The sequence below is a fragment of the Aeromicrobium sp. MLTX1 genome (assembly GCF_046452335.1).
Taxonomy (GTDB): domain Bacteria; phylum Actinomycetota; class Actinomycetes; order Propionibacteriales; family Nocardioidaceae; genus Aeromicrobium.
Window position 1 is genome coordinate 1,343,440 of sequence record NZ_JBKFDN010000001.1, and the last position, 23,133, is coordinate 1,366,572.

A 23,133-nucleotide genomic window follows, 5' to 3' on the forward strand; every position below is an offset into this window, starting at 1 on the left:
GAGAGGCCGAGGTCCGGGACTTGAGACGGCGCGTACCCTCGGGAGGTGACTTTCGCGCGCTACGTGGCCCTGGGCGACTCGTTCACCGAAGGCGTCGGCGACGACGATCCGCGCCTGCCGAACGGCGTGCGGGGATGGGCCGACCGGTTCGCCGCGGCGCTCGATCGCGCGCAGGGCGGCGGCCTCTCGTACGCCAACCTCGCGATCCGCGGACGCAAGCTGATGCCGATCGCGGCCGAGCAGCTCGAGCCCGCCCTGGCGCTGCGCCCCGACCTCGTGACGATCTACGCCGGTGCGAACGACATCATGCGGCCGAAGGTCGACCTCGACGCGCTGCTGGCCGAGTACGACCGTGTCATCGGGCGGCTCGTCGAGTCCGGTGCGCGCGTCGTGATGTTCACCCCGGCCGACCCGGGCGGCTCGCGCATCTACGCGATCGTGCGGGCCCGGTTCGTCCGCTACCGCGACGCGGTGCGCGAGATCGCCGCGCGCCACGGCGCGACGCTCGTGGACTACTGGAACCTCACCGACTACCGCGACGCGCGCCTGTGGGACACCGACCGGATGCACATGTCGCCCGCCGGCCACCAGCGCATGGCGATCGCCGTGCTCGACGCGCTCGGCGTGGACCACGACCTCGAGCCGCTCGTGCTGGCCGACCCGTCCCCGATGACGCTCGCCGAGCGCGTGAAGGCCCAGCTGCAGTGGGCCGTGGAGTACCTCGGCCCGTGGATCAAGCGTCGTGTCACCGGGCGGTCCAGCGGTGACGGGCTCGACCCGCGCTACCGCGAGCTGACCCCGCTGGGCGAGTCAGCCGCGTAGCTCCTTCTCCACCGGGGTCCAGCGCCGGCCGCGCGCCTTGACCACGGTGCCCGCGAGGCGCCGCTCCAGGGCGTCGGCCTCCTGCTCGACGGCCTTCTCGGCCTCGGTGCCGACGTCGGCGAGGAGCCGCACGGCCACCGTGCCGTCGTCGCGGATGGCCCAGCCGCCGACGATCCGGCCGTCCTGCCAGACGGTGGGACCGGCGTTGCCCGTGGTGTCGAAGACCTGCGGACCGTGCTGCCCGAGGTACCAGGCGCGGTGCTTCCAGCCCATCGTGGTGGGGTCGAGCGCCGGGAGCAGGGCCACCCACGGGCCGGGATCGGGCGTGAGGTCGAGGTCGTCGACGAGGACGAGGCCGGTGCCGTCGTCGAGCTCGACCTCGGCCGTGTCGAGGGTGGCGAGCGCGGCGGTGGTGTGGCCCTTCGTCCAGCCCGTCCACCACTGCAGGTCCTCGGGACGGGCCGGGCCGAACCGGGCGAGCCAGCGCCGGGCGACGAGTGAGCGTGCCTCGGCCGCGTCGGGCAGGTCGCCCATCTGCGGCAGCCAGCGCCGCATCGACGCCCAGCGGAACTGCGTGGACGCCCACGTGCCGGCGGGCCGGGCACGCACGACGTGACCCTCGGCCGACATCACGGTGAGCAGCCGGCTGGCGATCGACTGCTGCGTGGCGTACTTCGTGCCGGCGCCGATCTCGATGCGCGTCGACAGCAGCGGGTCGGCGGCGGCGAGGTCGGCGCTGCTGAAGACCTCGAGACGCTCGAAGGCCGCCAGCGCGGCGGCGTGGGCCGCGGCCAGCCAGTCGTCGGGCTCGTCGATGCCGGAGTCGGCGATCATGCCGCGCAGCTTGCGGTACTCGGGTCCGGCGACCGAGTGCTGCGTGGAGGAGATGTAGGCGGGGGAGTCGGCGGTGGGCACGGCGAAGACGGTGCGGCGCATCGCCAGCACGCGCACGAGCGAGCGGTCCTCGTAGAGCGCCCGCTCGACCTCGGCGATGCTGGGCTCGCGCAGTCGCGCCAGGACCGACAGCACCATCGACGCGGGATCGGTGCTGTGCAGCGCGGCGACCGCAGCGGTCACGTCCTCGGGGGAGTCGATCGGTGCCGCGAGCGCGTGCCTGACCCCGAGTCGGCGGCGCCGCTCGGCCTCGTCCATCCGCATGGGCCGACGCTAGCGGCTCGCACCGACGGGGATGAGTCCCGTGGTGGACGTCGGCCATGATGGGGCCATGGTCGACGAGTCGAAGGAGCGCGAGTGATCTCGCGGGTGGGAGTGGTCAGGTACGTCACGCCCCTGCGTGAGGGCGGCAGCCTGCCCGGGGTCGTCGAGGGCGACGACCTCGGGACGTATGTCTGCAAGTTCTCCGGAGCCGGTCAGGGCGTCCGGGTGCTCGTCGCCGAGGTCATCGTGAGCGGACTGGCCACGAGGCTGGGGCTGCGCACGCCGCGCCTCGTCGCGCTCGAGCTCGACCGGGCCATCGCCCGCTACGAGGCGGACGAGGAGGTGCAGGACCTGCTGAACGCCAGCATCGGCCTCAACCTCGGCGTCGACTTCCTCCCGGGCTCCTTCGGGTTCGACGGCGACATCGATGCCCGGGACACCGACCACGGCATGATCCTGTGGCTCGACGCCTTCTGCGCGAACGTCGACCGCAGCTGGCGCAATCCCAACCTGCTGGTGTGGCACGGCGACGTCTGGGTCATCGACCACGGCGCCTCGCTCTACTTCCACCACGCCTGGAGCCGTGGAGTCACCGACCCGGCCCGCTTCGCCGCGCAGCCCTGGGACGCCTCCGATCACGTGCTGCGCCCGCACCTCGCCGAGGTGGCGCAGGCCGACGCCCGGGCCCGACGTCTCCTCTCGCGCGAGGTCTTCGAGGAGGTCGTGGCCGAGGTCCCCGACGAGTGGCTGACCACGACCCCCGACACCACGCCCCAGGCGCTCCGCGAGGCGTACGTCGAGTTCCTCGCCGCGCGGCTCGACAGCACCGTTTGGCTCCCGGAGGTGGACGCATGAGCACCTACGCCTACCAGTACGTCGTCCTGCGCTGCGTGCCACGACCCGAGCGGGAGGAGTTCGTGAACGTCGGCGTCGTCCTCTACTGCCAGGAGGCCGAGCTCCTGGCCGTGGAGTGGGGGGTGGACCGGCAGCGGCTCGCCGCGTTCGCGCCAGGCCTGGACCTGGATCGCGTCTGCGCCGCCCTGGAGTTCGTGAGCGGCGTCTGCGCGGGCGACGCGCGCGGTGGCGAGGCCTCGGGCCATCCGCTGGGGCAGCGGTTCGGCTTCCTCAAGGCGCCGAAGTCCACGGTCGTCCAGCCCGGACCCGTGCACGGCGGCGTCACCGAGGACCCCGCGGCCGAGCTGTCCCGGCTGAGGTCGCAGCTGGTCGGCTGACCCGTCAGGCCAGCGCGTCGCGGACGGGGATCAGCTTGGCGTCGGCCTCGGCCAGCTCGTCGGCGGGGGAGGAGTCGGCCACGATGCCGCAGCCGGCGAACAGCCGCGCGCCGCGGCCGTCGGGCGCCACCTGCGCCGAGCGCAGGCCGATGCCCCACTCGCCGTCGCCCGACGCACCGATCCAGCCCACCGGGCCGGCGTAGCGGCCGCGGTCGAGCCGCTCGATCTCGGCGATGACGCGGACGGCGTCGGCGGTGGGCGTGCCTCCCACCGCGGCCGACGGGTGCAGCGAGGCGACGAGCGCCAGCACGCCCGCGTCGTCGCGCAGCACGCCTGTGACGTCGGTGGCCAGGTGCATGACGTTGGGCAGGTGCAGCACGAACGGCGACTCGGGCACGTTCATGCCGGTGCAGTGCGGGGCCAGCGCGTCGGCGACGGAGCGGACCGCGTACTCGTGCTCCTCGAGGTCCTTGCTGGAGCGGGCGAGCGAGGCCGCGAGCGAGAGGTCGCGGGCGTCGTCGCCCGTGCGGCGGATCGTGCCGGCGAGGACGCGCGACGTGACGAGGCCGCCCTGCAGGCGCACGAGCATCTCGGGCGTGGAGCCGAAGAAGCCGTCGACGTGGAAGGTCCAGCAGCTGGGGTAGGCCGAGGCGAGGCGGGCCAGCGGCGACCGGACGTCGAGCGGCTCCTCGAAGGCGGCGTCGACCGAGCGGGCCAGGACGACCTTGTCGAGCTCGCCCGACTGGATGCGCCGGACGGCGGCCTCGACCGTGGCCGCCCAGTCGTCGCGTCGGCCTGGCTCGTCGGCGAACAGGGTGCCGGCGGGATCGGCGGGCGTGGTCGTGGAGAGCTCGGGGGACGGGCCCAGCGAGAGGCCGATCGTGGTGACCCAGCAGCGGCCGTCGCGGCGGCCCACGACGACCTCGGGCACCGTGAGGACCGACCCGGGTCCGTCGGCGAACGTGAAGCTGCCGAACGCGACCAGTCCGCTGCCGGGCAGCTCGACCTCGTCGCGCACGACGGAGGCGGCGACGACCTCGGCCCACCAGTCGTCGGCGGCGTCGAAGCGGTCGTCCCCGTCGGGGGAGTAGGAGGCCGCGCGGCCCCAGCCGACGATGCCGTCGCCGCCGTGCACCCAGGCCAGGGCGTCGGGGGTGGGAGGCAGCAGGGCCAGCAGCGCGCCGGGGTCCTCGATCTCGCGGGACCGTACGACGAGCGGCTCGGGCCGTCCGTCGGTCGCCAGCGTGCTCACCCGCTCCACCCTACTCGCGGCGCGATGAGGCGCGCGCAGCGCTGGGCGTGACGTTCGCGGGGCCGTGGGCGGCGATTCGGCCCGCAAACGTCACGCCCAGCGCTTCGTCGGCGCCCCACGCGCGCGACGGGCGAGGTCGGCCGTGAGAAGGTGGCGCCATGAGAGCAGGGCTGGACAAGGATCCTCGCGACGTCGCGCGCATGTTCGACACGGTGGCGGCGCGGTACGACCTCACGAACGACGTCCTCTCCCTCGGCCAGGACCGTCGCTGGCGCAAGAAGGTCGTCGCCACCGTCGATCCCCAGCGCGGCGAGCGCATCCTCGACCTCGCCGCCGGCACCGGCACCTCCAGCGCCCCGTTCGCCGAGGCGGGCGCTCACGTCGTGCCGTGCGACTTCTCGATCGGCATGCTCGAGGTCGGCAAGCAGCAGTTCCCGGGCCTCGACTTCACCGCGGGCGACGGCATGGCGCTGCCCTTCGCCGACGGTGTGTTCGACGCCGTGACGATCTCCTTCGGCCTGCGCAACATCCACGACCCGCTCCAGGGCCTGCGTGAGCTGCTCCGCGTCACGCGCCCCGGCGGCCGCATCGTCGTGTGCGAGTTCTCCACCCCCACGTGGAAGCCCTTCGAGGCGCTCTACTCCAACTACCTCATGCGGGCGCTGCCGCCGATCGCGCGACGCGTCTCCTCGAACCCGGAGTCCTACGTCTATCTCGCCGAGTCGATCCGCTCGTGGCCCGACCAGCGCGGCCTCGCGGTGCGGATGACCGAGGCCGGATGGGGCCCCGTCACGTGGGAGAACCTCTCGGGCGGCATCGTCGCGGTGCACCGCGCCGAGCGCCCCGCCTGATCCCTCTCCGTGTCCGCGTGACGGACGCCACGCCGCCTAAGTGTTACCTAACTCACATCGTGCCCCCCGGTGTTACTAGAGTGAGGACCACGGAGCCTGTGAAGATCTTCACAAGGTTCGTCCGAGGGTGACTGGAGGTGCCGTGAACGAGTACATCCCGATCTTGGTGCTGGGTGGCATCGCGTTCGCGTTCGCGCTGTTCAGCGTCGGCATCGCGCCGTTCACCGGCCCGGCCCGGTACAACCGGGCCAAGATGGATCGCTACGAGTCCGGCATCGAGCCGAGCCCGCTGCCCGAGGGCGGCGGCAAGGTCTCCATCAAGTACTTCTTCACGGCGATGATGTTCATCGTCTTCGACATCGAGATCGTGTTCCTCTACCCGTTCGCCGTCGCCTTCGACGAGCTGAGCTGGTTCGCGTTCTTCGCCGTCATGCTCTTCCTGCTCAACATCACGATCGCGTACGTCTATGAGTGGCGTCGCGGGGGAATGGACTGGACCTGATGGGCCTCGAGGAAAAACTCCCCAGTGGCGTGCTGCTCTCGACCGTCGAGGGCCTCGCCGGCTACTTCCGCAAGGCGTCGTTCTGGCCGGCCACGTTCGGCCTGGCCTGCTGCGCCATCGAGATGATGACGTTCGGCGCGCCGCGCTACGACTCCGGCCGCTTCGGCATGGAGGTCTTCCGGCCGTCGCCGCGCCAGGCCGACCTCATGATCGTCGCGGGTCGCGTGAGCCAGAAGATGGCTCCCGTCCTGCGCCAGATCTACGACCAGATGCCCGGCCCCAAGTGGGTGCTCGCGATGGGCGTCTGCGCCAGCTCGGGCGGCATGTTCAACAACTACGCGATCGTCCAGGGCGTCGACCACGTCGTCCCGGTCGACATGTACCTGCCCGGCTGCCCGCCGCGTCCCGAGATGCTCATCGACGCGATCTTCAAGCTGCGCGACTCGATCCAGCACACGCAGCTGGGCGCCGACCGCAACGCCGAGATCCGCGAGCAGGAGGCCGCCGCACTGGCCGCCCTGCCCACCTCCGCACAGGCGGGACTCCTCCGATGAGCGATGAGACGCAGGACGCCTCGCACGAGATCAGGGCCGAGCTGCAGAAGAGCGACGCCACCGAGCTCGAGGTCATCGAGGTCCGTGAGGGCGCCTTCGGCGTCCACGGCACCGGCGACACCAGCGGCTTCGGCGGACTGCGCCGGCCCGTGGTCATGCCCGGCGCCTCGCAGCCGCCCTACGGCGGCTGGTTCGACGAGGTCGCCGAGCGGCTCGCCTCGGGCGAGGGCCTGCACGACGCGATCGAGAAGGTCGTCGTCCACCGCGGCGAGATCACGTTCTTCATCCGTCGCGAGTCGCTGCTCCAGGCCGCCTGGCACCTGCGCGACGACGCGGGCCTGCGCTTCGAGCTGTTCAGCGGCGTCAGCGGCGTGCACTACCCGGGCGACACCGGGCGCGAGCTGCACGCGGTCTACCACCTGCTCTCGATGACCCACAACCGCCGGATCCGGCTCGAGGTCACCGCGCCCGAGGAGGACCCCACGGTCCCCAGCGTCGTCGCGGTCTACCCCACGGCCGACTGGCACGAGCGCGAGGTGTGGGACATGTTCGGGATCGTCTTCGACGGTCACCCGCACCTGACCCGGATCCTCATGCCGGACGACTGGCCCGGCCACCCCCAGCGGAAGGACTACCCGCTGGGCGGCATCGACGTCGAGTTCAAGGGCGGGTTCATCCCCGCCCCGGACAACAGGAGGTCGTACAGCTGATGACCGAGACCACCACCGACCCGTACGCGGGCACGTCCGAGTCCACCTCCGGCCCCGTCTTCAACGTCACCGGCGGCGACTGGGACACGATCGAGGCCGACGCCCTGGAGGGCGACCGCCTCGTCATCAACATGGGTCCGCAGCACCCGTCCACGCACGGCGTGCTGCGCCTCATCCTCGAGATCGACGGCGAGCAGGTCCGCGACGCCCGCGCCGGCATCGGCTACCTGCACACCGGCATCGAGAAGAACATGGAGTTCCGCACCTGGACCCAGGGCGTGACCTTCTGCACCCGCATGGACTACGTCGCGCCGTTCTCCACCGAGGCCGCGTACGTCGGCGCGGTCGAGCGGCTGCTCGACATCGAGGACCAGATCCCCGAGCGCGCCACCGTCATCCGGGTGCTCATGCTCGAGCTCAACCGCATCTCCAGCCACCTCGTCGCGATCGCCACGGGCGGCATGGAGATCGGCGCCCTCACCGTCATGACGTGCGGCTTCCGCGACCGCGAGGAGATCCTCAAGGCGTTCGAGCTGATCACGGGCCTGCGCATGAATCACGCGTACTTCCGCCCCGGCGGCGTGGCCCAGGACCTGCCCGACGGCTCGATCCAGCACCTGCGCGACCTCGTCGCCCTGCTGAAGAAGCGCCTGCCCGAGTACGCGGCGCTGTGCAACGCCAACCCGATCTTCAAGGGCCGCCTCCAGAAGGTCGGCCGCCTCGACCTCGCGGGCGTGCTCGCGCTCGGCATCACCGGCCCGATCCTGCGCTCCACCGGCATGGACTGGGACCTGCGCCGCACGCAGCCCTACTGGGGCTACGACACCTACGAGTTCGACGTCGTCACCCGCGACGAGCCCGACGCCTACGGCCGGTTCATGATCCGCCAGCAGGAGATGTGGGAGTCGCTGCGGATCGTCGAGCAGTGCATCGACCGCCTCGCCGGCACCGAGGGCCAGCCCGTCATGGTCGCCGACCGCAAGATCGCGTGGCCGTCTCAGCTGTCGGTGGGCGCCGACGGCCAGGGCAACTCGCCTCAGCACATCCAGCACATCATGGGCGAGTCCATGGAGGCGCTGATCCACCACTTCAAGCTCGTCACCGAGGGCTTCCGGGTGCCGGCCGGGCAGGCCTACTTCCCGATCGAGTCCCCGAAGGGCGAGATCGCGTGCCACGCGGTGTCCGACGGAGGCACCCGGCCGTTCCGGGTCCACTTCCGCGAGCCGTCGTTCGTGAACCTGCAGGGCGTCTCGGCGATGAGCGAGGGCGGCATGCTCTCCGACGTCATCGTCGCGGTCGCCTCGATCGACCCCGTGATGGGAGGCGTTGACCGGTGACCGAGCAGATCTCCGAGACGCTGAGCGAGACCACGCTGGCCGAGCTCCGCGAGCTGGCGGCGCGCTACCCGCAGTCACGCAGCGCGCTGCTGCCGATGCTGCACATCGTGCAGTCGGTGCAGGGCCGCGTGACCGCCGAGGGCATCGAGGCGTGCGGGCAGATCCTGGGCCTCACCGAGGCCGAGGTCAGCGCCGTCGCGACCTTCTACACGATGTACAAGCGCCGCCCGATGGGCACGCACCACGTCGGCGTCTGCACGAACACGCTGTGCGCCGTCATGGGCGGCGACGAGATCTTCGAGCGCCTGTGCGGCCACCTCGACGTCGGCAACGACGAGACCACCGAGGACGGACAGGTCACGCTCGAGCGCGTCGAGTGCAACGCGGCCTGCGACTTCGCCCCGGTGATGATGGTCAATTGGGAGTTCTTCGACAACCAGACCCCCGACTCCGCGATCGACGTCGTCGACCGGCTCCGCGCCGGCGAGACCGTGCAGTCCACGCGCGGTGCCACGATCACGTCCTGGCGCGAGGCCGAGCGGGTCATCGGCGGCTTCGAGGACGGGCTGGTCGACGAGGGTCCCGCCGCGGCGGGGGCGTCGCTCGCGGGCCTTGAGATCGCCGAGCAGCGCGGCTGGGCCGCCCCGCCGCTGGACGCGTCCGGCTCCGAGGCCGCGCCCGAGTCGCCCACCGAGGCGGTCGCCGAGGCCGACACGAGCCGCGCCGAGTCCGAGACCGTGGCCGACCAGACGGACACCGACGTCGAGGGTGGCGCCGACCTGCAGGAGAGCGAGGACACCGAATGACCGACGTGCTGACCCCGGTCCTCACCGCCAACTGGGCCGACGACCGCGCCTGGACGCTCGACGCCTACACGCAGCGCGGCGGCTACCGCGGCCTCGAGAAGGCCCTCACGATGGACCCCGACGCCATCATCGAGGAGGTCAAGGACGCCGGTCTGCGCGGTCGCGGCGGCGCCGGCTTCCCCACCGGCATGAAGTGGGGCTTCATCCCGCAGGACAACCCCAACCCGAAGTACCTCGTGGTCAACGCCGACGAGTCCGAGCCGGGCACCTGCAAGGACATCCCGCTCATGATGGCCAACCCCCACGTGCTCGTGGAGGGCGTCATCATCGCCTCGCGCGCGATCCGCGCCCACACCGCGTTCATCTACGTGCGCGGCGAGGTGCTGCACGTGATCCGCCGCCTGCGCGCCGCGGTGCGCGAGGCCTACGAGGCCGGCCACCTGGGCCGCGACATCCACGGCAGCGGCTACGACCTCGACCTCATCGTCCACGCCGGCGCCGGCGCCTACATCTGCGGCGAGGAGACGGCGCTGCTCGACTCGCTCGAGGGACGCCGCGGCCAGCCCCGCCTGCGCCCGCCGTTCCCCGCGGTGGCGGGCCTCTACGCCTCGCCCACCGTGGTCAACAACGTCGAGTCCGTCGCCTCGGTGCCGGGCATCATCGCCGGCGGCGCCGACTGGTTCGCCTCGATGGGCACCGAGAAGTCCAAGGGTCACGGCATCTTCAGCCTCTCGGGGCACGTCGCGAAGCCGGGCCAGTACGAGGCCCCGCTGGGCATCACGCTGCGCGAGCTGCTCGAGCTCGGCGGCGGCATGCGCCCGGGCTCGGAGCTGAAGTTCTGGACCCCCGGCGGATCGTCCACGCCGCTGCTGACCGCCGAGCACCTCGACGTGCCGCTCGACTTCGAGGGCGTCGGTGCGGCCGGCTCGATGCTGGGCACCCGCGCGCTGCAGATCTTCGACCAGACCACGTCCGTCGTGCGCTGCGTCCTGCGCTGGACCGAGTTCTACAAGCACGAGTCGTGCGGCAAGTGCACCCCGTGCCGCGAGGGCACGTGGTGGCTCGTACAGACCCTGCGCCGCATCGACGAGGGCAAGGGCCAGTCGGGCGACATCGAGCTGCTGCTCGACCTGTGCGACAACATCCTGGGCCGCGCCTTCTGCGCCCTCGGCGACGGCGCCACGAGCCCGATCACCTCGGCGATCCAGTACTTCCGCGAGGAGTTCGAGGCCGGCATGACCACGCCGAGCCGCGAGCTGTTCCCGCCCGCCGCCTCGACCCTGTTCGCGAAGGAGGCCGTCCGATGACCGTCACCGAGCCGAACCCGACCGACACGACGCCCGTCGACCTGGTCACGCTGTCGATCGACGACGTCGAGGTCAGCGTGCCGAAGGGCACGCTGGTGATCCGCGCGGCCGAGCTCATCGGCACCGAGATCCCGCGGTTCTGCGACCACCCGCTGCTCGCGCCCGTCGGCGCCTGCCGCCAGTGCCTCGTCGAGGTGCCCGACGCCGGCAACGGCCGCCCGATGCCGAAGCCGCAGGCCTCGTGCACGCTCGAGGTCGCGCCCGGCATGGTCGTGCGCACGCAGGTCACCTCGCCGGTCGCCGAGAAGGCCCAGGAGGGCATCCTCGAGTTCCTGCTGGCGAACCACCCGCTCGACTGCCCCGTCTGCGACAAGGGCGGCGAGTGCCCCCTGCAGAACCAGTCGCTGTCGCACGGCGCCTCGGAGTCGCGGTTCATCGAGACCAAGCGCCTGTTCCCGAAGCCCCTGCCGCTGTCGAGCAACGTCCTGCTCGACCGTGAGCGCTGCGTGCTCTGCCAGCGCTGCACGCGCTTCCAGTCCGAGATCGCCGGTGACCCGTTCATCGCCTTGCTCGAGCGTGGCGCCCAGCAGCAGATCGGCATCGCCGAGGACGTGCCGTTCGGCTCGTACTTCAGCGGCAACACGATCCAGATCTGCCCCGTGGGCGCGCTCACGAGCGCCGACTACCGCTTCCGCTCGCGCCCGTTCGACCTCATCAGCGTCCCGTCGGTCGCCGAGCACGACGCGTGCGGCTCGGCCATCCGCGTCGACCACCGCCGTGGCAAGGTCATGCGCCGCCTCGCCGGCGACGACCCCGAGGTCAACGAGGAGTGGATCACCGACAAGGACCGCTTCGCGTTCACCTGGTCGCGCCAGGCCGACCGGCTCACCACGCCGCTGGTGCGCAACCCCGAGACCGGCGAGCTCGAGCCCACGTCGTGGCCCGGCGCCCTCGCCGTGGCGGCGCGCGGTCTGGCCGCCGCGGCCGGCAAGGCCGTCCTGACGGGTGGCCGCCTCACGGTTGAGGACGCGTACGCGTACGCCAAGTTCGCGCGCGTCGCGCTCGGCACGAACAACATCGACTTCCGCACGCGGGCGACCGCCAAGGAGGAGACCGAGTTCCTCGCCGCCAAGGTCGCCGGCACGCCGGCGAGCGTGCGCTTCGCCGACCTCGAGAAGGCGTCCACGGTCGTGCTGGTGGGCCTCGAGCCCGAGGACGAGGCCGGCGCGCTGTTCCTGCGCCTGCGCAAGGCCAGCCGCAAGGGCGTGAAGGTCGTCGCCCTCGGCACGCACACCACGCGCGGCCTGTCGAAGATGAGCGGCACGCTCGTCCCGACGATCCCCGGCCAGGAGCCCGCGGCGCTGGCCGAGCTGGCCCTCGAGCCGGGCGCCGTCATCCTCGCGGGCGAGCGCCTCGCCACGGTCCCCGGCGGCCTCTCCGCCGTCGCCGCGAAGGCCACCGAGACCGGCGCCCGCTGGGCCTGGGTCCCGCGTCGCGCGGGCGACCGCTCGGCGCTCGACGCCGGCTGCCTGCCCACTCTGCTGCCCGGCGGTCGTCCCGTCGCCTCGGCCGAGGCGCGTGCCGACGTCGCCGCCGACTGGGGCGTCCCGAGCCTGCCCGACGAGGCCGGCCTCGACACCGACGCGATCATCGCGGCCGCGGCCGCCGGTGAGCTCGGCGCGCTCGTCGTGGGTGGCGTCGACCTCGACGACCTCGCCGATCCCGGAGCGGCCCGCGAGGCGCTGCGGGTCGTCGACTTCGTCGTCAGCCTCGAGGTCCGCGAGTCCGCGGTCACGGCGCTGGCCGACGTGGTCCTGCCCGTCGCGCCGCCGGTCGAGAAGGCCGGCACGTTCGTGAACTGGGAGGGTCGTCCGCGGCCCTTCGCGAAGGTCCTGTTCGAGTCGCCGGCCCTGCCCGACGTGCGCGTGCTCGCCGGCATCGCCGAGGAGCTGGGTCGCCCGATCGGCATCCGCACGGTCGAGGAGGCCGCCGCCGAGTGGCACGAGCTCGGGCCGTGGGACGGCAAGCGCGCCGCCTTCCGCGCCCGCAAGCAGGCCGCCGCCAAGTCCACGGCGCAGAAGGTCGTGCTCGACACCTGGAAGCAGCTCGTCGACGACGGCCGCCTCCAGGACGGCGCCGACCACTATCGCCAGACCGCACGCGTCCCCGTGCTGCGGGCCAGCGAGGCCACGCTGCTCGCGGCCGGCGTCGCCCCGGGCACCGAGGCCACGCTCACCGGGCCCTCCGGCTCGGCCTCGTTCGTCGCGGAGGCCGCGTTCATGCCCGACGGCGTCGTCTGGGCGCCCACGAACTCCGGCGTCCACCTCGGCGCCGCCCTCGGAGCCGGGCACGGCGCCCGCGTCGTCCTCTCGGGAGGCACCGCATGAGCGAGCGCCAGCGAGCGAGCATGGGACACCTCATGCCGTCGCCGACCTATCGTCGTTTCTCTTGGGAGGTGGCGGCATGAGCGAGCTGTTCGGCAACGATCCCTGGTGGGTGGTGGCCCTCAAGGCCCTGCTGATCTTCGTGTTCCTGGTGCTCTACACGCTGTTCAACATCTGGTTCGAGCGCCGCGTCGTGGCCCGCATGCAGCACCGCATCGGCCCCAACGTGAACGGCCCCTTCGGCCTGCTCCAGAGCCTCGCCGACGGCGTGAAGCTGGGCCTCAAGGAGGAGATCTTCCCCAAGGCCGCCGACAAGGTCGTCTACTACGTCGCCCCGATCATCGCGGTGGTGCCGTCGTTCCTGGCGTGGGCGGTCATCCCGTTCGGCCCGGTCGTGAACTTCTTCGGCGAGGAGACGCCGCTCCAGTTGACCGACCTGCCCGTGGCGGTGCTCTACATCCTGGCCGTCACGTCGGTCGGCGTGTACGGCATCGTGCTGGCCGGCTGGTCCTCCGGCTCGATCTACGCCCTGCTGGGCGGCCTGCGCTCGAGCGCCCAGGTGATCAGCTATGAGGTCGCGATGGGCCTGTCGCTCGTCGCCGTGTTCATCTACGCCGGCTCGATGTCCACGTCGGAGATCGTGGCGGCGCAGGAGGACATCTGGTTCTTCATCCCGCTGCTGCCGTCGTTCATCATCTACGTCATCGCGATGGTCGGCGAGACCAACCGCGCCCCCTTCGACCTCCCCGAGGCCGAGGGCGAGCTGGTCGGCGGCTTCCACACCGAGTACTCGTCGTTCAAGTTCGCGATGTTCTTCCTGGCCGAGTACATCAACATGGTCACCGTCGCGGCGCTGGCCACCACGATGTTCCTCGGCGGCTGGCGCGCCCCGTTCGGCATCGCCCAGATCTGGGAGGGTGCGAACGAGGGCTACTGGCCCGTCCTGTGGTTCTTCCTCAAGACGCTCGGCTTCATCTTCATGTACATCTGGCTGCGCGGCACCCTGCCCCGCATGCGCTACGACCAGTTCATGCACTTCGGCTGGAAGTGGCTCATCCCGATCGCGCTGGGCTGGATCGTCGCGCTGGCGTTCATCCGCAAGCTCCAGGTCGAGGACATGCTCGACCAGAACGCCATGCTGATCGCCGCGGCGGTGGCCGGCGCGCTGCTCATCGTCACCTTCTTCCTGCCCTCGCGGGACGACGAGGACGAGGAGCTCGAGCCGGAGCCCGCCGAGTTCGACGCCTTCGCCGGCGGCTACCCGGTGCCGCCGCTGCCCTCGCAGCGCGCCACCGCTTCCTCCGCACCGACCACCTCGCAACCCACCGATGGGGGAGTGTGACCATGACGACGCTCAAGGAGACGCTCTGGGACCCGATCGCCGGCTTCGGCGTGACGTTCCGGACGATGTTCAAGAAGCCCGTCACCGAGCAGTACCCGTTCGAGAAGGTGCCCACGGCGCCGCGCTTCCACGGACGTCACCAGCTCAACCGCTGGCCCGACGGCCTGGAGAAGTGCGTCGGCTGCGAGCTGTGCGCCTGGGCGTGCCCGGCCGACGCGATCTACGTCGAGGGCGCGAGCAACACCGAGGACGAGCGCTTCAGCCCCGGTGAGCGGTACGGCCGCGTCTACCAGATCAACTACCTGCGCTGCATCCTGTGCGGCCTGTGCATCGAGGCCTGCCCCACGCGCGCGCTGACGATGACGAACGAGTACGAGCTGGCCGACGACAACCGCGCCGACCTCATCTACGAGAAGTCCGACCTGCTGGCGCCGCTGCTGCCCGGCATGGTCGAGCCGCCGCACGAGATGCTGATCAGCGACGACCACACGGACTACTACCGCGGGAAGTCGCTGCCGATCGTCGAGACCACGAGCGGCACGGAGGCGACCTCGTGACGGCGTTCTGGATCCTCGCCCCGGTGATGGTGCTGGCGGCGATGGGCCTGATCTTCGCGCGCAAGGCCGTGCACGCGGCGCTGTGCCTCGCGGTCGTCATGATCAGCCTGGCGATGCTCTACGCGGCGCAGGGCGCCCCGTTCCTGTTCGCGGTGCAGATCATCGTCTACACCGGCGCGATCATGATGCTGTTCCTGTTCGTGCTGATGCTCGTGGGCGTCGAGACGGCCGACTCGGTCGTCGAGACGATCAAGGGCCAGCGCGCGGCCGCCGTGGTCGTCGGCATCCTGTTCGCGCTCGTGCTGGCCCTCGCGGTCGCCCAGTCGGTCTCCTCGGCCGTCGTCGGCATCGGCGAGGCCAACGCGAACGGCAACGTGCACGGACTCGCCTCGCTGCTGTTCAGCAAGTACGTCATCGCGTTCGAGTTCACCGCGGCCCTGATGATCGTCGCGGTCCTCGGCGCCATGGTGCTGGCGCACCGCGAGCGCCTCGTCGACCCGCCCACGCAGGCCGAGCTGCAGGAGCGGCGCATGCGCGACTACGCCGAGTCCGGCAAGCACCCCGGCAACGCGCCCACGCCCGGTGTCTTCGCCCGCCACAACGCGGTCGACACCCCGGCCCTGCTGCCCGACGGCACGCCGCTGCCCGAGTCGGTGCCCGGCACGCTCGTGTCGCGCCACCAGTTCGAGGTGCACGGCGCCGAGGACGTCACCCACGTGGTCGGCGAGATCTCGGCCAGCGACATCGATCCCGACGAGCGTCCGCTGACCACCGAGAAGCCCGACACCCGAAAGCCCGACACTGACGACGATGAGGGGGTCACGCCATGACCGAGTACCTCACCCTGTCGATGCTGCTGTTCTCGATCGGCGCGATCGGCGTGCTCGTACGCCGCAACGCGATCGTCGTGTTCATGTGCGTCGAGCTCATGCTGAACGCCACGAACCTCGCGTTCGTCACCTTCGCGCGCCAGCACGGCAACCTCGACGGCCAGGTCGCGGCGTTCTTCGTCATGGTCGTCGCCGCCGCCGAGGTCACCATCGGCCTGGCCATCATCGTGTCCATCTACCGCACGCGTCGGACGACTTCGGTCGACGAGGCGAACCTGCTGAAGGCCTGAGGGAGACGCCGTGCTGGAACTTTCCTGGCTGCTCATCGCCATCCCCCTGGCGGGCGCAGCGCTGCTGCTGACGTGGGGCAAGGAGTCCGACCGCTTCGGTCACCTCATCGCCACCGCGTGCTCGGCCGCGTCGTTCGTGCTGGGCCTCGTGATGTTCATCGAGCTCGCCGGACGCGACTCCGGCGACCGCTCGGTCACCACCACCCTCGGCACGTGGATCGACGCGGGCCGCTTCCACGTGGACTTCTCGTTCACGTTCGACACGCTCTCGAGCCTGTTCGTCCTGCTGATCACCGGCGTCGGCACGCTCATCCACGTGTACTCGATCGGGTACATGGCGCACGACCCGCGCCGCCGCCGCTTCTTCGCCTTCCTGAACCTGTTCATCGCGGCGATGCTGACGCTCGTCCTGGCAGCGGACTACCTCGTGCTGTTCCTCGGCTGGGAGGGCGTCGGCCTGGCGTCCTACCTGCTCATCGGGTTCTGGCAGCACAAGCCGTCGGCCGCAGCCGCCGCGAAGAAGGCCTTCGTGCTCAATCGCGTCGGCGACCTCGGCATGGCCCTGGCGATCATGACGATGTTCGCCTGGTTCGGCACCAGCTCGATCGCCGCGGTGAACGCGCAGGTCCACTCGGTCTCGGGCAACGTCGCCACCGCGCTCGGCCTTCTCCTGCTGCTGGGCGCGTGCGGCAAGTCGGCGCAGTTCCCGCTGCAGGCCTGGCTGCTCGACGCGATGGAGGGCCCCACCCCGGTCTCGGCGCTCATCCACGCCGCCACCATGGTCACCGCCGGCGTCTACCTGGTGGTCCGCTCGCACGACGTCTTCGACGCCTCGGAGACCGCGCGCAGCTTCGTCATCGCGGTCGGCTTCATCACGCTGCTGGCCGGCGCCTGGATCGGCTGTACGAAGGACGACATCAAGAAGGCGCTCGCCGGCTCCACGATGAGCCAGATCGGCTACATGATGCTCGCCGCCGGCCTCGGCCCCGCGGGCTACGCCTTCGCGATCTTCCACCTGCTGACGCACGGCTTCTTCAAGGCCAACATGTTCCTCGGCGCCGGCTCGGTCATGCACGGCATGAACGACGACGTCGACATGCGCCACTACGGCGGCCTGCGCCAGGCCATGCCGATCACGTTCTACACGTTCGGCATCGGCTACCTGGCGATCCTGGGCTTCCCGGGCACCTCGGGCTTCTTCTCCAAGGACAAGATCATCGAGGCGGCCCTGGGCGAGAACATCTGGGTGGGCCTCGCCGCCCTGATCGGCGCCGGCATCACCGCGTTCTACATGACGCGCCTCATGCTGATGACCTTCTTCGGCGAGAAGCGCTGGCGCGAGGACGTGCACCCGCACGAGTCGCCCGCCGTGATGACCGTGCCGCTGATCGTGCTGGCGGCGCTATCGCTGCTGGCCGGCGTGATGGCGTTCGGCGACTGGATCGAGAAGTGGCTCGAGCCGGCCACCGGCCACACCGAGCACCACGAGTTCGGGGTGCCGATCTTCGTCATCACGCTCATCGTGCTGGCGGTCGTGGCGGCCGGCGTGGCGCTCGCGTGGGTCCTCTACGGACGCCGCGAGATCGCCGACACGGCGCCCGCCGACTCCGAGGTCTCGATCTTCACGCGGGCCGGTCGCGCCGAGCTGTACGGCAACAACGTGAACGATGCGCTGGTGGGCCGCCCCGCGACCCACCTCACCCGAGCCCTCGTCTGGGCCGACGCGAAGGTCATCGACGGCCTCGTGTCGGGGTCGGCCGACCGCATCGGTGAAGTCTCCGGCGAGCTGCGCAAGCCGCAGACCGGCTATGTCCGTTCCTATGCACTGATGGTGCTCGGAGGTGCTCTCGTGGTCCTGCTGGGCCTGCTGGCGGTGACGCTCGCATGATGCTGTCCCTGCTGATCGCCGTCCCGCTGCTCGGCGCGCTCGTCGTGGCGCTGCTGCCGCGCACGGTCGACGCCGTCCTGCCGCGGTACGTCGCGGTCGCCGTGTCGCTGCTGACCCTCGTGATGTCGCTCGCGCTGCTCGCGCGGTTCGACATCGAGAGCGGCGGCTACCAGCTGACCGAGGAGTACGAGTGGATCGGCGCGATCGGCGCCCACTGGGCGCTCGGCGTCAACGGCATCGGCCTGACGATGATCTTCCTGGTCACCGTGCTCGTGCCGATCGTGCTGCTGGCCTCGTGGCGCGACAAGGAGGACGACCCGGCCGGGACGAACTCGTACTTCGCGCTGATGCTGGTGCTGGAGGCCCTCGCGATCGGCGTGTTCGCCGCCACCGACGTCTTCACGTTCTACGTCCTGTTCGAGGCCACCCTGATCCCGATCTACTTCCTGATCGGCGGTCACGGCACGGGCCAGCGCAGCTACGCCGCGGTCAAGTTCCTCGTCTACAACCTCGTCGGCGGTCTGCTCATGCTGGCGTCGGTCGTGGGACTGTACGTGCTCTCCACGCAGCAGGGCGGCCCGAGCTTCCTGCACGCCGACCTGATGAGCTTGGAGATGTCGCAGTCCACCGAGCGCCTGCTGTTCCTGGGCTTCTTCATCGCCTTCGCGATCAAGGCGCCGCTGTGGCCGCTGCACACGTGGCTGCCCGACGCGGCCGCCTCGGCGACGCCCGGCACCTCGGTGCTGATGGTCAGCGTGATCGACAAGATCGGCACGTTCGGCATGATCCGCTGGTGCCTCGAGCTGTTCCCGGGCGCCTCGGAGTGGGCCAGCCCGGTCGTGCTCGTCCTCGCGGTCATCAGCATCCTCTACGGCGCGCTGCTCGCGATCGGCCAGGACGACCTGCGCCGCCTCATCGCGCTGACGTCGGTGTCGCACTTCGGCTTCATCATCCTGGGCATCTTCGCCTTCACGTCGGTGTCGATGACCGGCTCGGTGCTCTACATGTTCAACCACGGCCTCTCCACCGCGGTGCTGTTCCTCGTCGCGGGCATGATGATCGCCCGCCGCGGCTCGGCCCGCATCAGCGACTACGGCGGCGTCCAGAAGGTCGCGCCGGTGCTGTCCGGCGTGCTGCTCGTGGGCGGCCTGTCGAGCCTCTCGCTGCCCGGCCTGGCGCCGTTCGTGTCGGAGTTCCTCGTGCTCGTCGGCACCTTCAGCCGCTCGATCCCGATCGCCACGGTGGCGACCCTGGGCATCGTGCTCGCCGCGGTCTACATCCTGCTGATGTACCAGCGCACGATGACCGGCCCGCTCAACGAGGGCACCGCCGGGTTCACCGACCTGTCGCGCCGGGAGGTGGGGGCGCTCGCGCCCGCGCTCGTGCTCATCATCGGCCTGGGCTTCGTGCCCCAGCCGCTGCTCGAGGTGATCGACCCGGCCGTCGAGCCGGTCGTGGCCACCGTGGGGGTCGGCGATCCGCCGCAGCGCGCGCCCATCGACCTCGCAGACCAGACGGAAGGAGCCCACGAATGATCGGCACGCTCGCGTCCGTCCTGCCCGGGTCCCTGGCCGCCGATGGCCCCGACATCCCGGCGGCCGACCTCGACTACGGCCAGCTGTCGCCGCTGATCGCGATCGCCGCGGTCGCCATGATCGGCCTCGTGGTGGAGGTCGTCGCGCCCCGCCGGGTGCGCTTCGTCGCCCAGACCGTCGTCGCGGTGCTCGGCTCGATCATCACGCTCGGCCTCACCGTGTGGGTCTACCTCGGCCTCGAGGAGGTCCCCGAGGGCCGCTGGGCCGCCCTGGGCTCCGTCGGGGGCGAGGGCGCCGTCGCGGTCGACGGTCCCGGCGTCCTCACCTGGGCGATGCTGCTGGTCTTCGGCATCCTGTCGTTCCTGATGTTCGCCGAGCGCAGCCACGAGGGCGGCCTCAGCGACTTCACCGGCCGCGCGGCCGACGCCCCGGGCTCGCCCGGCGAGACCGAGGCCACCACGGCCCGCCTCGAGCACACCGAGGTCTTCCCGCTCGCGGTGTTCGCCCTCGGCGGCATGATGCTGTTCGCGGTCTCGAACGACCTCATCACGATGTTCGTCGCGCTCGAGGTGCTGTCGCTTCCGCTGTACGTGCTGTGCGGCGTGGCGCGCCGTCGTCGCCTGCTCAGCCAGGAAGCGGCGATGAAGTACTTCCTGCTGGGCGCGTTCTCGTCGGCGTTCTTCCTCTACGGCGCGGCGCTGGCCTACGGCTACTCCGGCAGCCTCAACCTGACCGAGATCAACACGGCCGTCTCCGCGCGCGGCGACGAGACCGCGATCTTGCTCGCGGCCATCGGCCTGCTGCTGGTGGGCCTGCTGTTCAAGGTCGGCGCGGTGCCGTTCCACAGCTGGACCCCCGACGTCTACCAGGGCGCGCCGACCCCGGTCACGGCCTTCATGGCCGCGGCCACCAAGGCCGCCGCGTTCATCGCGATGATGCGCGTGCTGTTCGTGGCCTTCGGCGGGGCGTCGTGGGACTGGCGGCCCGTGCTGTGGGTCGTCGCGGTCCTGACGATGATCGTCGGCTCGGTCGTCGCGATCAGCCAGACTGACGTCAAGCGCATGCTGGCGTACTCGTCGATCGCGCACGCCGGCTTCCTCACGGTGGGCCTCTCGGGCGCCTACCTGGGCGACCAGGAGGGCCTGTCCATCACGTCGGTCTCCTCGGTGCTGTTCTACCTGCTGGCGTACGGCGTGGCCACGATCGGCGCGTTCGCGATCGTCACGGTCGTGCGCGACTCCGCGGGCGAGACCACGCACCTGTCGAAGTGGGCCGGACTGGGCAAGGAGTCGCCGTTCCTGGCGGGCTCGTTCGCCGTGTTCATGCTGTCGTTCGCGGGCATCCCGCTCACCGCCGGCTTCATCGGCAAGTGGGCGGTCTTCAGCGCGGCGTGGGGCGGCGGAGCGTGGCTGCTGGTCGTCATCGGCGTGCTGTGCAGCGCCGTCGCGGCCTACTTCTACGTCCGCGTGATCGTCCTGATGTTCTTCACCGACCCCGTCGGTGATGGGCCGACCGTGGCCGTCGCGGGCGTGACGACTACCGTGGTGATTGCCTTGGCCGTGATCACGACGGTCGTGCTCGGCCTCCTGCCGGGTCCGATGCTCGATCTGGCCCAGAACGCCGGCGCCTTCGTGCGCTAGCGGGCATGTCGTCGGCGGTCGTGGGAAGGAAGTGGGACGTGGCCAGCGTCGGGTCGTTCGCGGATGACGCCTTGGAGCAGCGGGTCTCGGCCGGTGTGCAGCAGGTCGAGGACCTGCTCGTCACCTCGGCCCACAGCCCCGAGCCCCTCGTCGCCGAGGCCTCCTCGCACCTGCTGCAGGCCGGGGGCAAGCGCTTCCGTCCCCTGCTCACAGTGCTGTGCGCCGAGTTCGGCGACCCCACCGCCGCGGACATCGTGCCGGCGGCCGTGGTGGTCGAGCTGACGCATCTCGCCACGCTGTACCACGACGACGTCATGGACGAGGCGTCCATGCGCCGCGGTGCTCCCAGCGCGAACGCGCGCTGGAACAACTCGGTCGCGATCCTCGTCGGCGACTTCCTGTTCGCGCGCGCCTCGTCGCTCGTGGCCGACCTCGGCCCCGAGGCCGTCCGCATCCAGGCCGAGACGTTCGCCCGCCTGGTGCACGGCCAGCTGCGCGAGACCCTCGGCCCCGGACCCGAGGACGACCCGCTCGAGCACTACCTCTCGGTGGTGGCCGACAAGACCGGCTCGCTGATCGCCACGGCCGCGCGCTTCGGCGCGATGATGTCCGGCGCCGGCGAGGACGTCGAGGCCACGCTGCTGGAGTTCGGCGAGCGCATCGGCGTCGCCTTCCAGCTGGCCGACGACATCATCGACATCGCCAGCGACGCCGACGACTCGGGCAAGGTGCCCGGCACCGACCTGCGCGAGGGCGTGCCGACGCTGCCCACCCTGCTGGTGCAGTCCGCGCCGGTGGAGGGCGACGAGCGACTGCGCGAGCTGCTCTCGGGCCCGATCGCCGACGAGGACGACGTGCAGTGGGTCATCCGCGCGCTGCGCGAGCACCCCGCGATGGACCGGGCTCGCGCCTACGTCCGGGCCGAGGCCGACGCGGCCCGCGCCCTGCTCGAGAAGCTCCCGGCCGGCCCGGCCCGCGACGCCCTCGACGACATCTGCACCCGCGCCACCGACCGCCTCGGCTGACCCGCCGCAACCGCCCGGAACCGCCGCCGCTCCCGCCCGGAACCGCGAGTGGCGCAAAACTGCCCGCCACTCGCCGAGTGGCGGGCGTTTCTGCGCCACTCGTGACCCCGGTCTGCGCCACTCGCCGTGGCCAGGGGCGTCAGATCGCGGTCGACTCCGCGGCGCACTCGTCGGCGGTGCGCTTCGCGCGCCGCCGCGTGCGCATCGCGTCGTAGGTGAAGATCACGAGCGCCGACCACACCATCACGAAGCCGATCCAGCGTGCCGTGCCCATGTGCTCGCCGAAGATCGTCAGGCCGAAGATGAACTGCAGGATCGGTCCGAGGTATTGCAGGATGCCGATCGTCGTGAGCGAGAGCCGGATCGCGGCGGCGCCGAACATCAGCAGCGGGATCGCGGTGACGATGCCGGTGCCCATCAGCAGCACCGTGTTGAGCGCGCCCTCGTGCCCGAACGTCAGCGTGCCGCGGATGCCGAGGAACACCAGGAACGCGACGGCGAACGGCGTGAGGATCGTCGTCTCCACCGAGAGCGCCTCGATCGTGCCGAGGTTGGCGCGCTTCTTGAGGAAGCCGTACGTCGCGAACGTCGTGGCCAGGACGAGCGCGACCCACGGCGGCCGGCCGTAGTCCACGGTCAGCACGACGACGGCGAGGATGCCCAGCCCGACCGCGACCCACTGCAGGCGGCGCAGGCTCTCGCCCAGCACGAAGACGCCCAGCAGGACGGTCATGAGCGGGTTGATGAAGTAGCCCAGGCTCGTCTCGATGACGTGGCCGTTGGTGACGCCCCAGATGAAGGCGCCCCAGTTGAGCGTGATGACGACCGACGCGAGGGCCAGCGGCACCATGAGGCGGCGCTGGCCGATGATCGCGCGGAACGCGCCCCACTTGCGGGCGATGGTCAGCAGGCCGAGGCAGAAGACGAACGTCCAGACGATGCGGTGCGCGAGCACCTCGTAGGCCGACGCGGGCTCGAGCAGGGGCCAGTAGAGGGGGAAGAATCCCCAGCACAGGTAGGCGGCCGTTCCGTAGATCAGCCCCGCCTTGGAGTCGGTATTGGTCGTCGCCACGTGCTGAGTCAACACCCTTTCCTGCCGCCGTCTTCCCCG

Annotated in this window: 22 protein-coding genes; 19 read left to right on the forward strand and 3 right to left on the reverse strand. The window is 71.0% G+C overall.

The genetic code is table 11. The features are described from left to right. The first annotated feature begins 45 nt into the window (after positions 1–45). Positions 46–822 carry an SGNH/GDSL hydrolase family protein gene (locus ACK99Q_RS06370; RefSeq protein ID WP_410185349.1) on the forward strand — a complete coding sequence of 259 codons (777 nt, stop codon included), beginning with the start codon at positions 46–48 and terminating at the stop codon, positions 820–822. Here ACK99Q_RS06370 and ACK99Q_RS06375 read toward each other — a convergent pair. Continuing rightward, complete coding sequence (locus ACK99Q_RS06375; RefSeq protein ID WP_410185350.1) at positions 811–1,980, reverse strand: winged helix DNA-binding domain-containing protein; 1,170 nt, start codon at positions 1,978–1,980, stop codon at positions 811–813. The two genes, ACK99Q_RS06370 and ACK99Q_RS06375, sit on opposite strands and share 12 nt — an antisense overlap. A 93-nt stretch (positions 1,981–2,073) precedes the next feature. Here ACK99Q_RS06375 and ACK99Q_RS06380 point away from each other — a divergent pair, with 93 nt between their 5' ends. Continuing rightward, a complete protein-coding gene (locus ACK99Q_RS06380; protein WP_410185351.1) occupies positions 2,074–2,835 on the forward strand; it encodes a HipA family kinase in 762 nt (253 codons plus the stop codon). Next, entirely contained in the window at positions 2,832–3,212 is a 381-nt protein-coding gene (locus tag ACK99Q_RS06385) for a DUF3037 domain-containing protein (RefSeq protein ID WP_410185352.1), read from the forward strand. Before ACK99Q_RS06380 ends, ACK99Q_RS06385 begins: the two co-directional genes overlap by 4 nt. 4 nt (positions 3,213–3,216) lie before the next feature. Here the strand turns inward: ACK99Q_RS06385 and ACK99Q_RS06390 are convergent, their stop codons facing one another. After that, positions 3,217–4,464, reverse strand: coding sequence for an isochorismate synthase MenF (locus ACK99Q_RS06390; protein ID WP_410185353.1), 1,248 nt, complete (start codon positions 4,462–4,464; stop codon positions 3,217–3,219). A gap of 158 nt (positions 4,465–4,622) precedes the next feature. Here ACK99Q_RS06390 and ACK99Q_RS06395 point away from each other — a divergent pair, with 158 nt between their 5' ends. From ACK99Q_RS06395 to ACK99Q_RS06470, 16 genes are all read left to right on the forward strand, one after another. Further along, positions 4,623–5,315, forward strand: a complete 693-nt coding sequence (locus ACK99Q_RS06395; RefSeq protein ID WP_410185354.1) for a demethylmenaquinone methyltransferase — start codon at positions 4,623–4,625, stop codon at positions 5,313–5,315. Positions 5,316–5,457: 142 nt separating this feature from the next. Next, entirely contained in the window at positions 5,458–5,817 is a 360-nt protein-coding gene (locus tag ACK99Q_RS06400; RefSeq protein WP_179422640.1) for an NADH-quinone oxidoreductase subunit A, read from the forward strand. Then, entirely contained in the window at positions 5,817–6,371 is a 555-nt protein-coding gene (locus tag ACK99Q_RS06405) for a NuoB/complex I 20 kDa subunit family protein (RefSeq protein ID WP_410185355.1), read from the forward strand. Before ACK99Q_RS06400 ends, ACK99Q_RS06405 begins: the two co-directional genes overlap by 1 nt. Further along, positions 6,368–7,081: an NADH-quinone oxidoreductase subunit C gene (locus ACK99Q_RS06410; protein WP_410185356.1), complete on the forward strand. Its 714-nt coding sequence runs from the start codon at positions 6,368–6,370 to the stop codon at positions 7,079–7,081. The genes ACK99Q_RS06405 and ACK99Q_RS06410 overlap by 4 nt, the downstream gene beginning before the upstream one ends. Further along, the gene (locus tag ACK99Q_RS06415; RefSeq protein ID WP_269303795.1) at positions 7,081–8,418 is read left to right on the forward strand and encodes an NADH-quinone oxidoreductase subunit D; all 1,338 of its coding nucleotides are present in this window, start codon (positions 7,081–7,083) and stop codon (positions 8,416–8,418) included. Before ACK99Q_RS06410 ends, ACK99Q_RS06415 begins: the two co-directional genes overlap by 1 nt. Then, complete coding sequence (gene nuoE, locus ACK99Q_RS06420) at positions 8,415–9,224, forward strand: NADH-quinone oxidoreductase subunit NuoE (RefSeq protein WP_410185357.1); 810 nt, start codon at positions 8,415–8,417, stop codon at positions 9,222–9,224. The genes ACK99Q_RS06415 and nuoE overlap by 4 nt, the downstream gene beginning before the upstream one ends. After that, positions 9,221–10,531: an NADH-quinone oxidoreductase subunit NuoF gene (nuoF, locus tag ACK99Q_RS06425; RefSeq protein ID WP_410185358.1), complete on the forward strand. Its 1,311-nt coding sequence runs from the start codon at positions 9,221–9,223 to the stop codon at positions 10,529–10,531. Before nuoE ends, nuoF begins: the two co-directional genes overlap by 4 nt. Continuing rightward, complete coding sequence (locus tag ACK99Q_RS06430) at positions 10,528–12,918, forward strand: NADH-quinone oxidoreductase subunit G (protein ID WP_410185359.1); 2,391 nt, start codon at positions 10,528–10,530, stop codon at positions 12,916–12,918. The genes nuoF and ACK99Q_RS06430 overlap by 4 nt, the downstream gene beginning before the upstream one ends. Before the next feature lie 76 nt (positions 12,919–12,994). Next, positions 12,995–14,257, forward strand: coding sequence for an NADH-quinone oxidoreductase subunit NuoH (nuoH, locus tag ACK99Q_RS06435; protein WP_410185360.1), 1,263 nt, complete (start codon positions 12,995–12,997; stop codon positions 14,255–14,257). Between the two features lie 2 nt (positions 14,258–14,259). Then, positions 14,260–14,814, forward strand: a complete 555-nt coding sequence (gene nuoI, locus ACK99Q_RS06440; protein ID WP_410185361.1) for an NADH-quinone oxidoreductase subunit NuoI — start codon at positions 14,260–14,262, stop codon at positions 14,812–14,814. Then, positions 14,811–15,644, forward strand: a complete 834-nt coding sequence (locus ACK99Q_RS06445) for an NADH-quinone oxidoreductase subunit J (RefSeq protein ID WP_331283449.1) — start codon at positions 14,811–14,813, stop codon at positions 15,642–15,644. Before nuoI ends, ACK99Q_RS06445 begins: the two co-directional genes overlap by 4 nt. Beyond that, on the forward strand, positions 15,641–15,934 hold the full coding sequence (gene nuoK, locus ACK99Q_RS06450) for an NADH-quinone oxidoreductase subunit NuoK (RefSeq protein WP_179422660.1): 294 nt from the start codon (positions 15,641–15,643) through the stop codon (positions 15,932–15,934). The genes ACK99Q_RS06445 and nuoK overlap by 4 nt, the downstream gene beginning before the upstream one ends. Positions 15,935–15,944: 10 nt before the next feature. Continuing rightward, positions 15,945–17,822: an NADH-quinone oxidoreductase subunit L gene (nuoL, locus tag ACK99Q_RS06455; RefSeq protein WP_179422662.1), complete on the forward strand. Its 1,878-nt coding sequence runs from the start codon at positions 15,945–15,947 to the stop codon at positions 17,820–17,822. After that, on the forward strand, positions 17,819–19,357 hold the full coding sequence (locus ACK99Q_RS06460) for an NADH-quinone oxidoreductase subunit M (protein WP_410185362.1): 1,539 nt from the start codon (positions 17,819–17,821) through the stop codon (positions 19,355–19,357). The genes nuoL and ACK99Q_RS06460 overlap by 4 nt, the downstream gene beginning before the upstream one ends. Continuing rightward, positions 19,354–20,997 carry an NADH-quinone oxidoreductase subunit NuoN gene (nuoN, locus tag ACK99Q_RS06465; protein ID WP_410185363.1) on the forward strand — a complete coding sequence of 548 codons (1,644 nt, stop codon included), beginning with the start codon at positions 19,354–19,356 and terminating at the stop codon, positions 20,995–20,997. The genes ACK99Q_RS06460 and nuoN overlap by 4 nt, the downstream gene beginning before the upstream one ends. A 38-nt stretch (positions 20,998–21,035) precedes the next feature. Beyond that, entirely contained in the window at positions 21,036–22,022 is a 987-nt protein-coding gene (locus ACK99Q_RS06470) for a polyprenyl synthetase family protein (protein WP_410185364.1), read from the forward strand. Positions 22,023–22,161: 139 nt separating this feature from the next. Here ACK99Q_RS06470 and rarD read toward each other — a convergent pair whose 3' ends face one another. Beyond that, positions 22,162–23,094: an EamA family transporter RarD gene (gene rarD, locus ACK99Q_RS06475; protein WP_410185365.1), complete on the reverse strand. Its 933-nt coding sequence runs from the start codon at positions 23,092–23,094 to the stop codon at positions 22,162–22,164. Between the last annotated feature and the right edge of the window lie 39 nt (positions 23,095–23,133).

Excerpts from the sequence above, each read along its gene's own strand:
- ACK99Q_RS06430 (WP_410185359.1), top strand. The coding sequence starts at position 10,528 with ATGACCGTCACCGAGCCGAACCCGACCGACACGACGCCCGTCGACCTG.
- ACK99Q_RS06460 (WP_410185362.1), top strand. The coding sequence starts at position 17,819 with ATGATGCTGTCCCTGCTGATCGCCGTCCCGCTGCTCGGCGCGCTCGTC.
- ACK99Q_RS06415 (WP_269303795.1), top strand. The coding sequence starts at position 7,081 with ATGACCGAGACCACCACCGACCCGTACGCGGGCACGTCCGAGTCCACC.
- nuoH (WP_410185360.1), top strand. The coding sequence starts at position 12,995 with ATGAGCGAGCTGTTCGGCAACGATCCCTGGTGGGTGGTGGCCCTCAAG.
- nuoI (WP_410185361.1), top strand. The coding sequence starts at position 14,260 with ATGACGACGCTCAAGGAGACGCTCTGGGACCCGATCGCCGGCTTCGGC.
- nuoN (WP_410185363.1), top strand. The coding sequence starts at position 19,354 with ATGATCGGCACGCTCGCGTCCGTCCTGCCCGGGTCCCTGGCCGCCGAT.
- nuoK (WP_179422660.1), top strand. The coding sequence starts at position 15,641 with ATGACCGAGTACCTCACCCTGTCGATGCTGCTGTTCTCGATCGGCGCG.
- ACK99Q_RS06395 (WP_410185354.1), top strand. The coding sequence starts at position 4,623 with ATGAGAGCAGGGCTGGACAAGGATCCTCGCGACGTCGCGCGCATGTTC.
- nuoF (WP_410185358.1), top strand. The coding sequence starts at position 9,221 with ATGACCGACGTGCTGACCCCGGTCCTCACCGCCAACTGGGCCGACGAC.
- ACK99Q_RS06405 (WP_410185355.1), top strand. The coding sequence starts at position 5,817 with ATGGGCCTCGAGGAAAAACTCCCCAGTGGCGTGCTGCTCTCGACCGTC.
- ACK99Q_RS06410 (WP_410185356.1), top strand. The coding sequence starts at position 6,368 with ATGAGCGATGAGACGCAGGACGCCTCGCACGAGATCAGGGCCGAGCTG.
- ACK99Q_RS06385 (WP_410185352.1), top strand. The coding sequence starts at position 2,832 with ATGAGCACCTACGCCTACCAGTACGTCGTCCTGCGCTGCGTGCCACGA.
- ACK99Q_RS06375 (WP_410185350.1), bottom strand. The coding sequence starts at position 1,980 with ATGCGGATGGACGAGGCCGAGCGGCGCCGCCGACTCGGGGTCAGGCAC.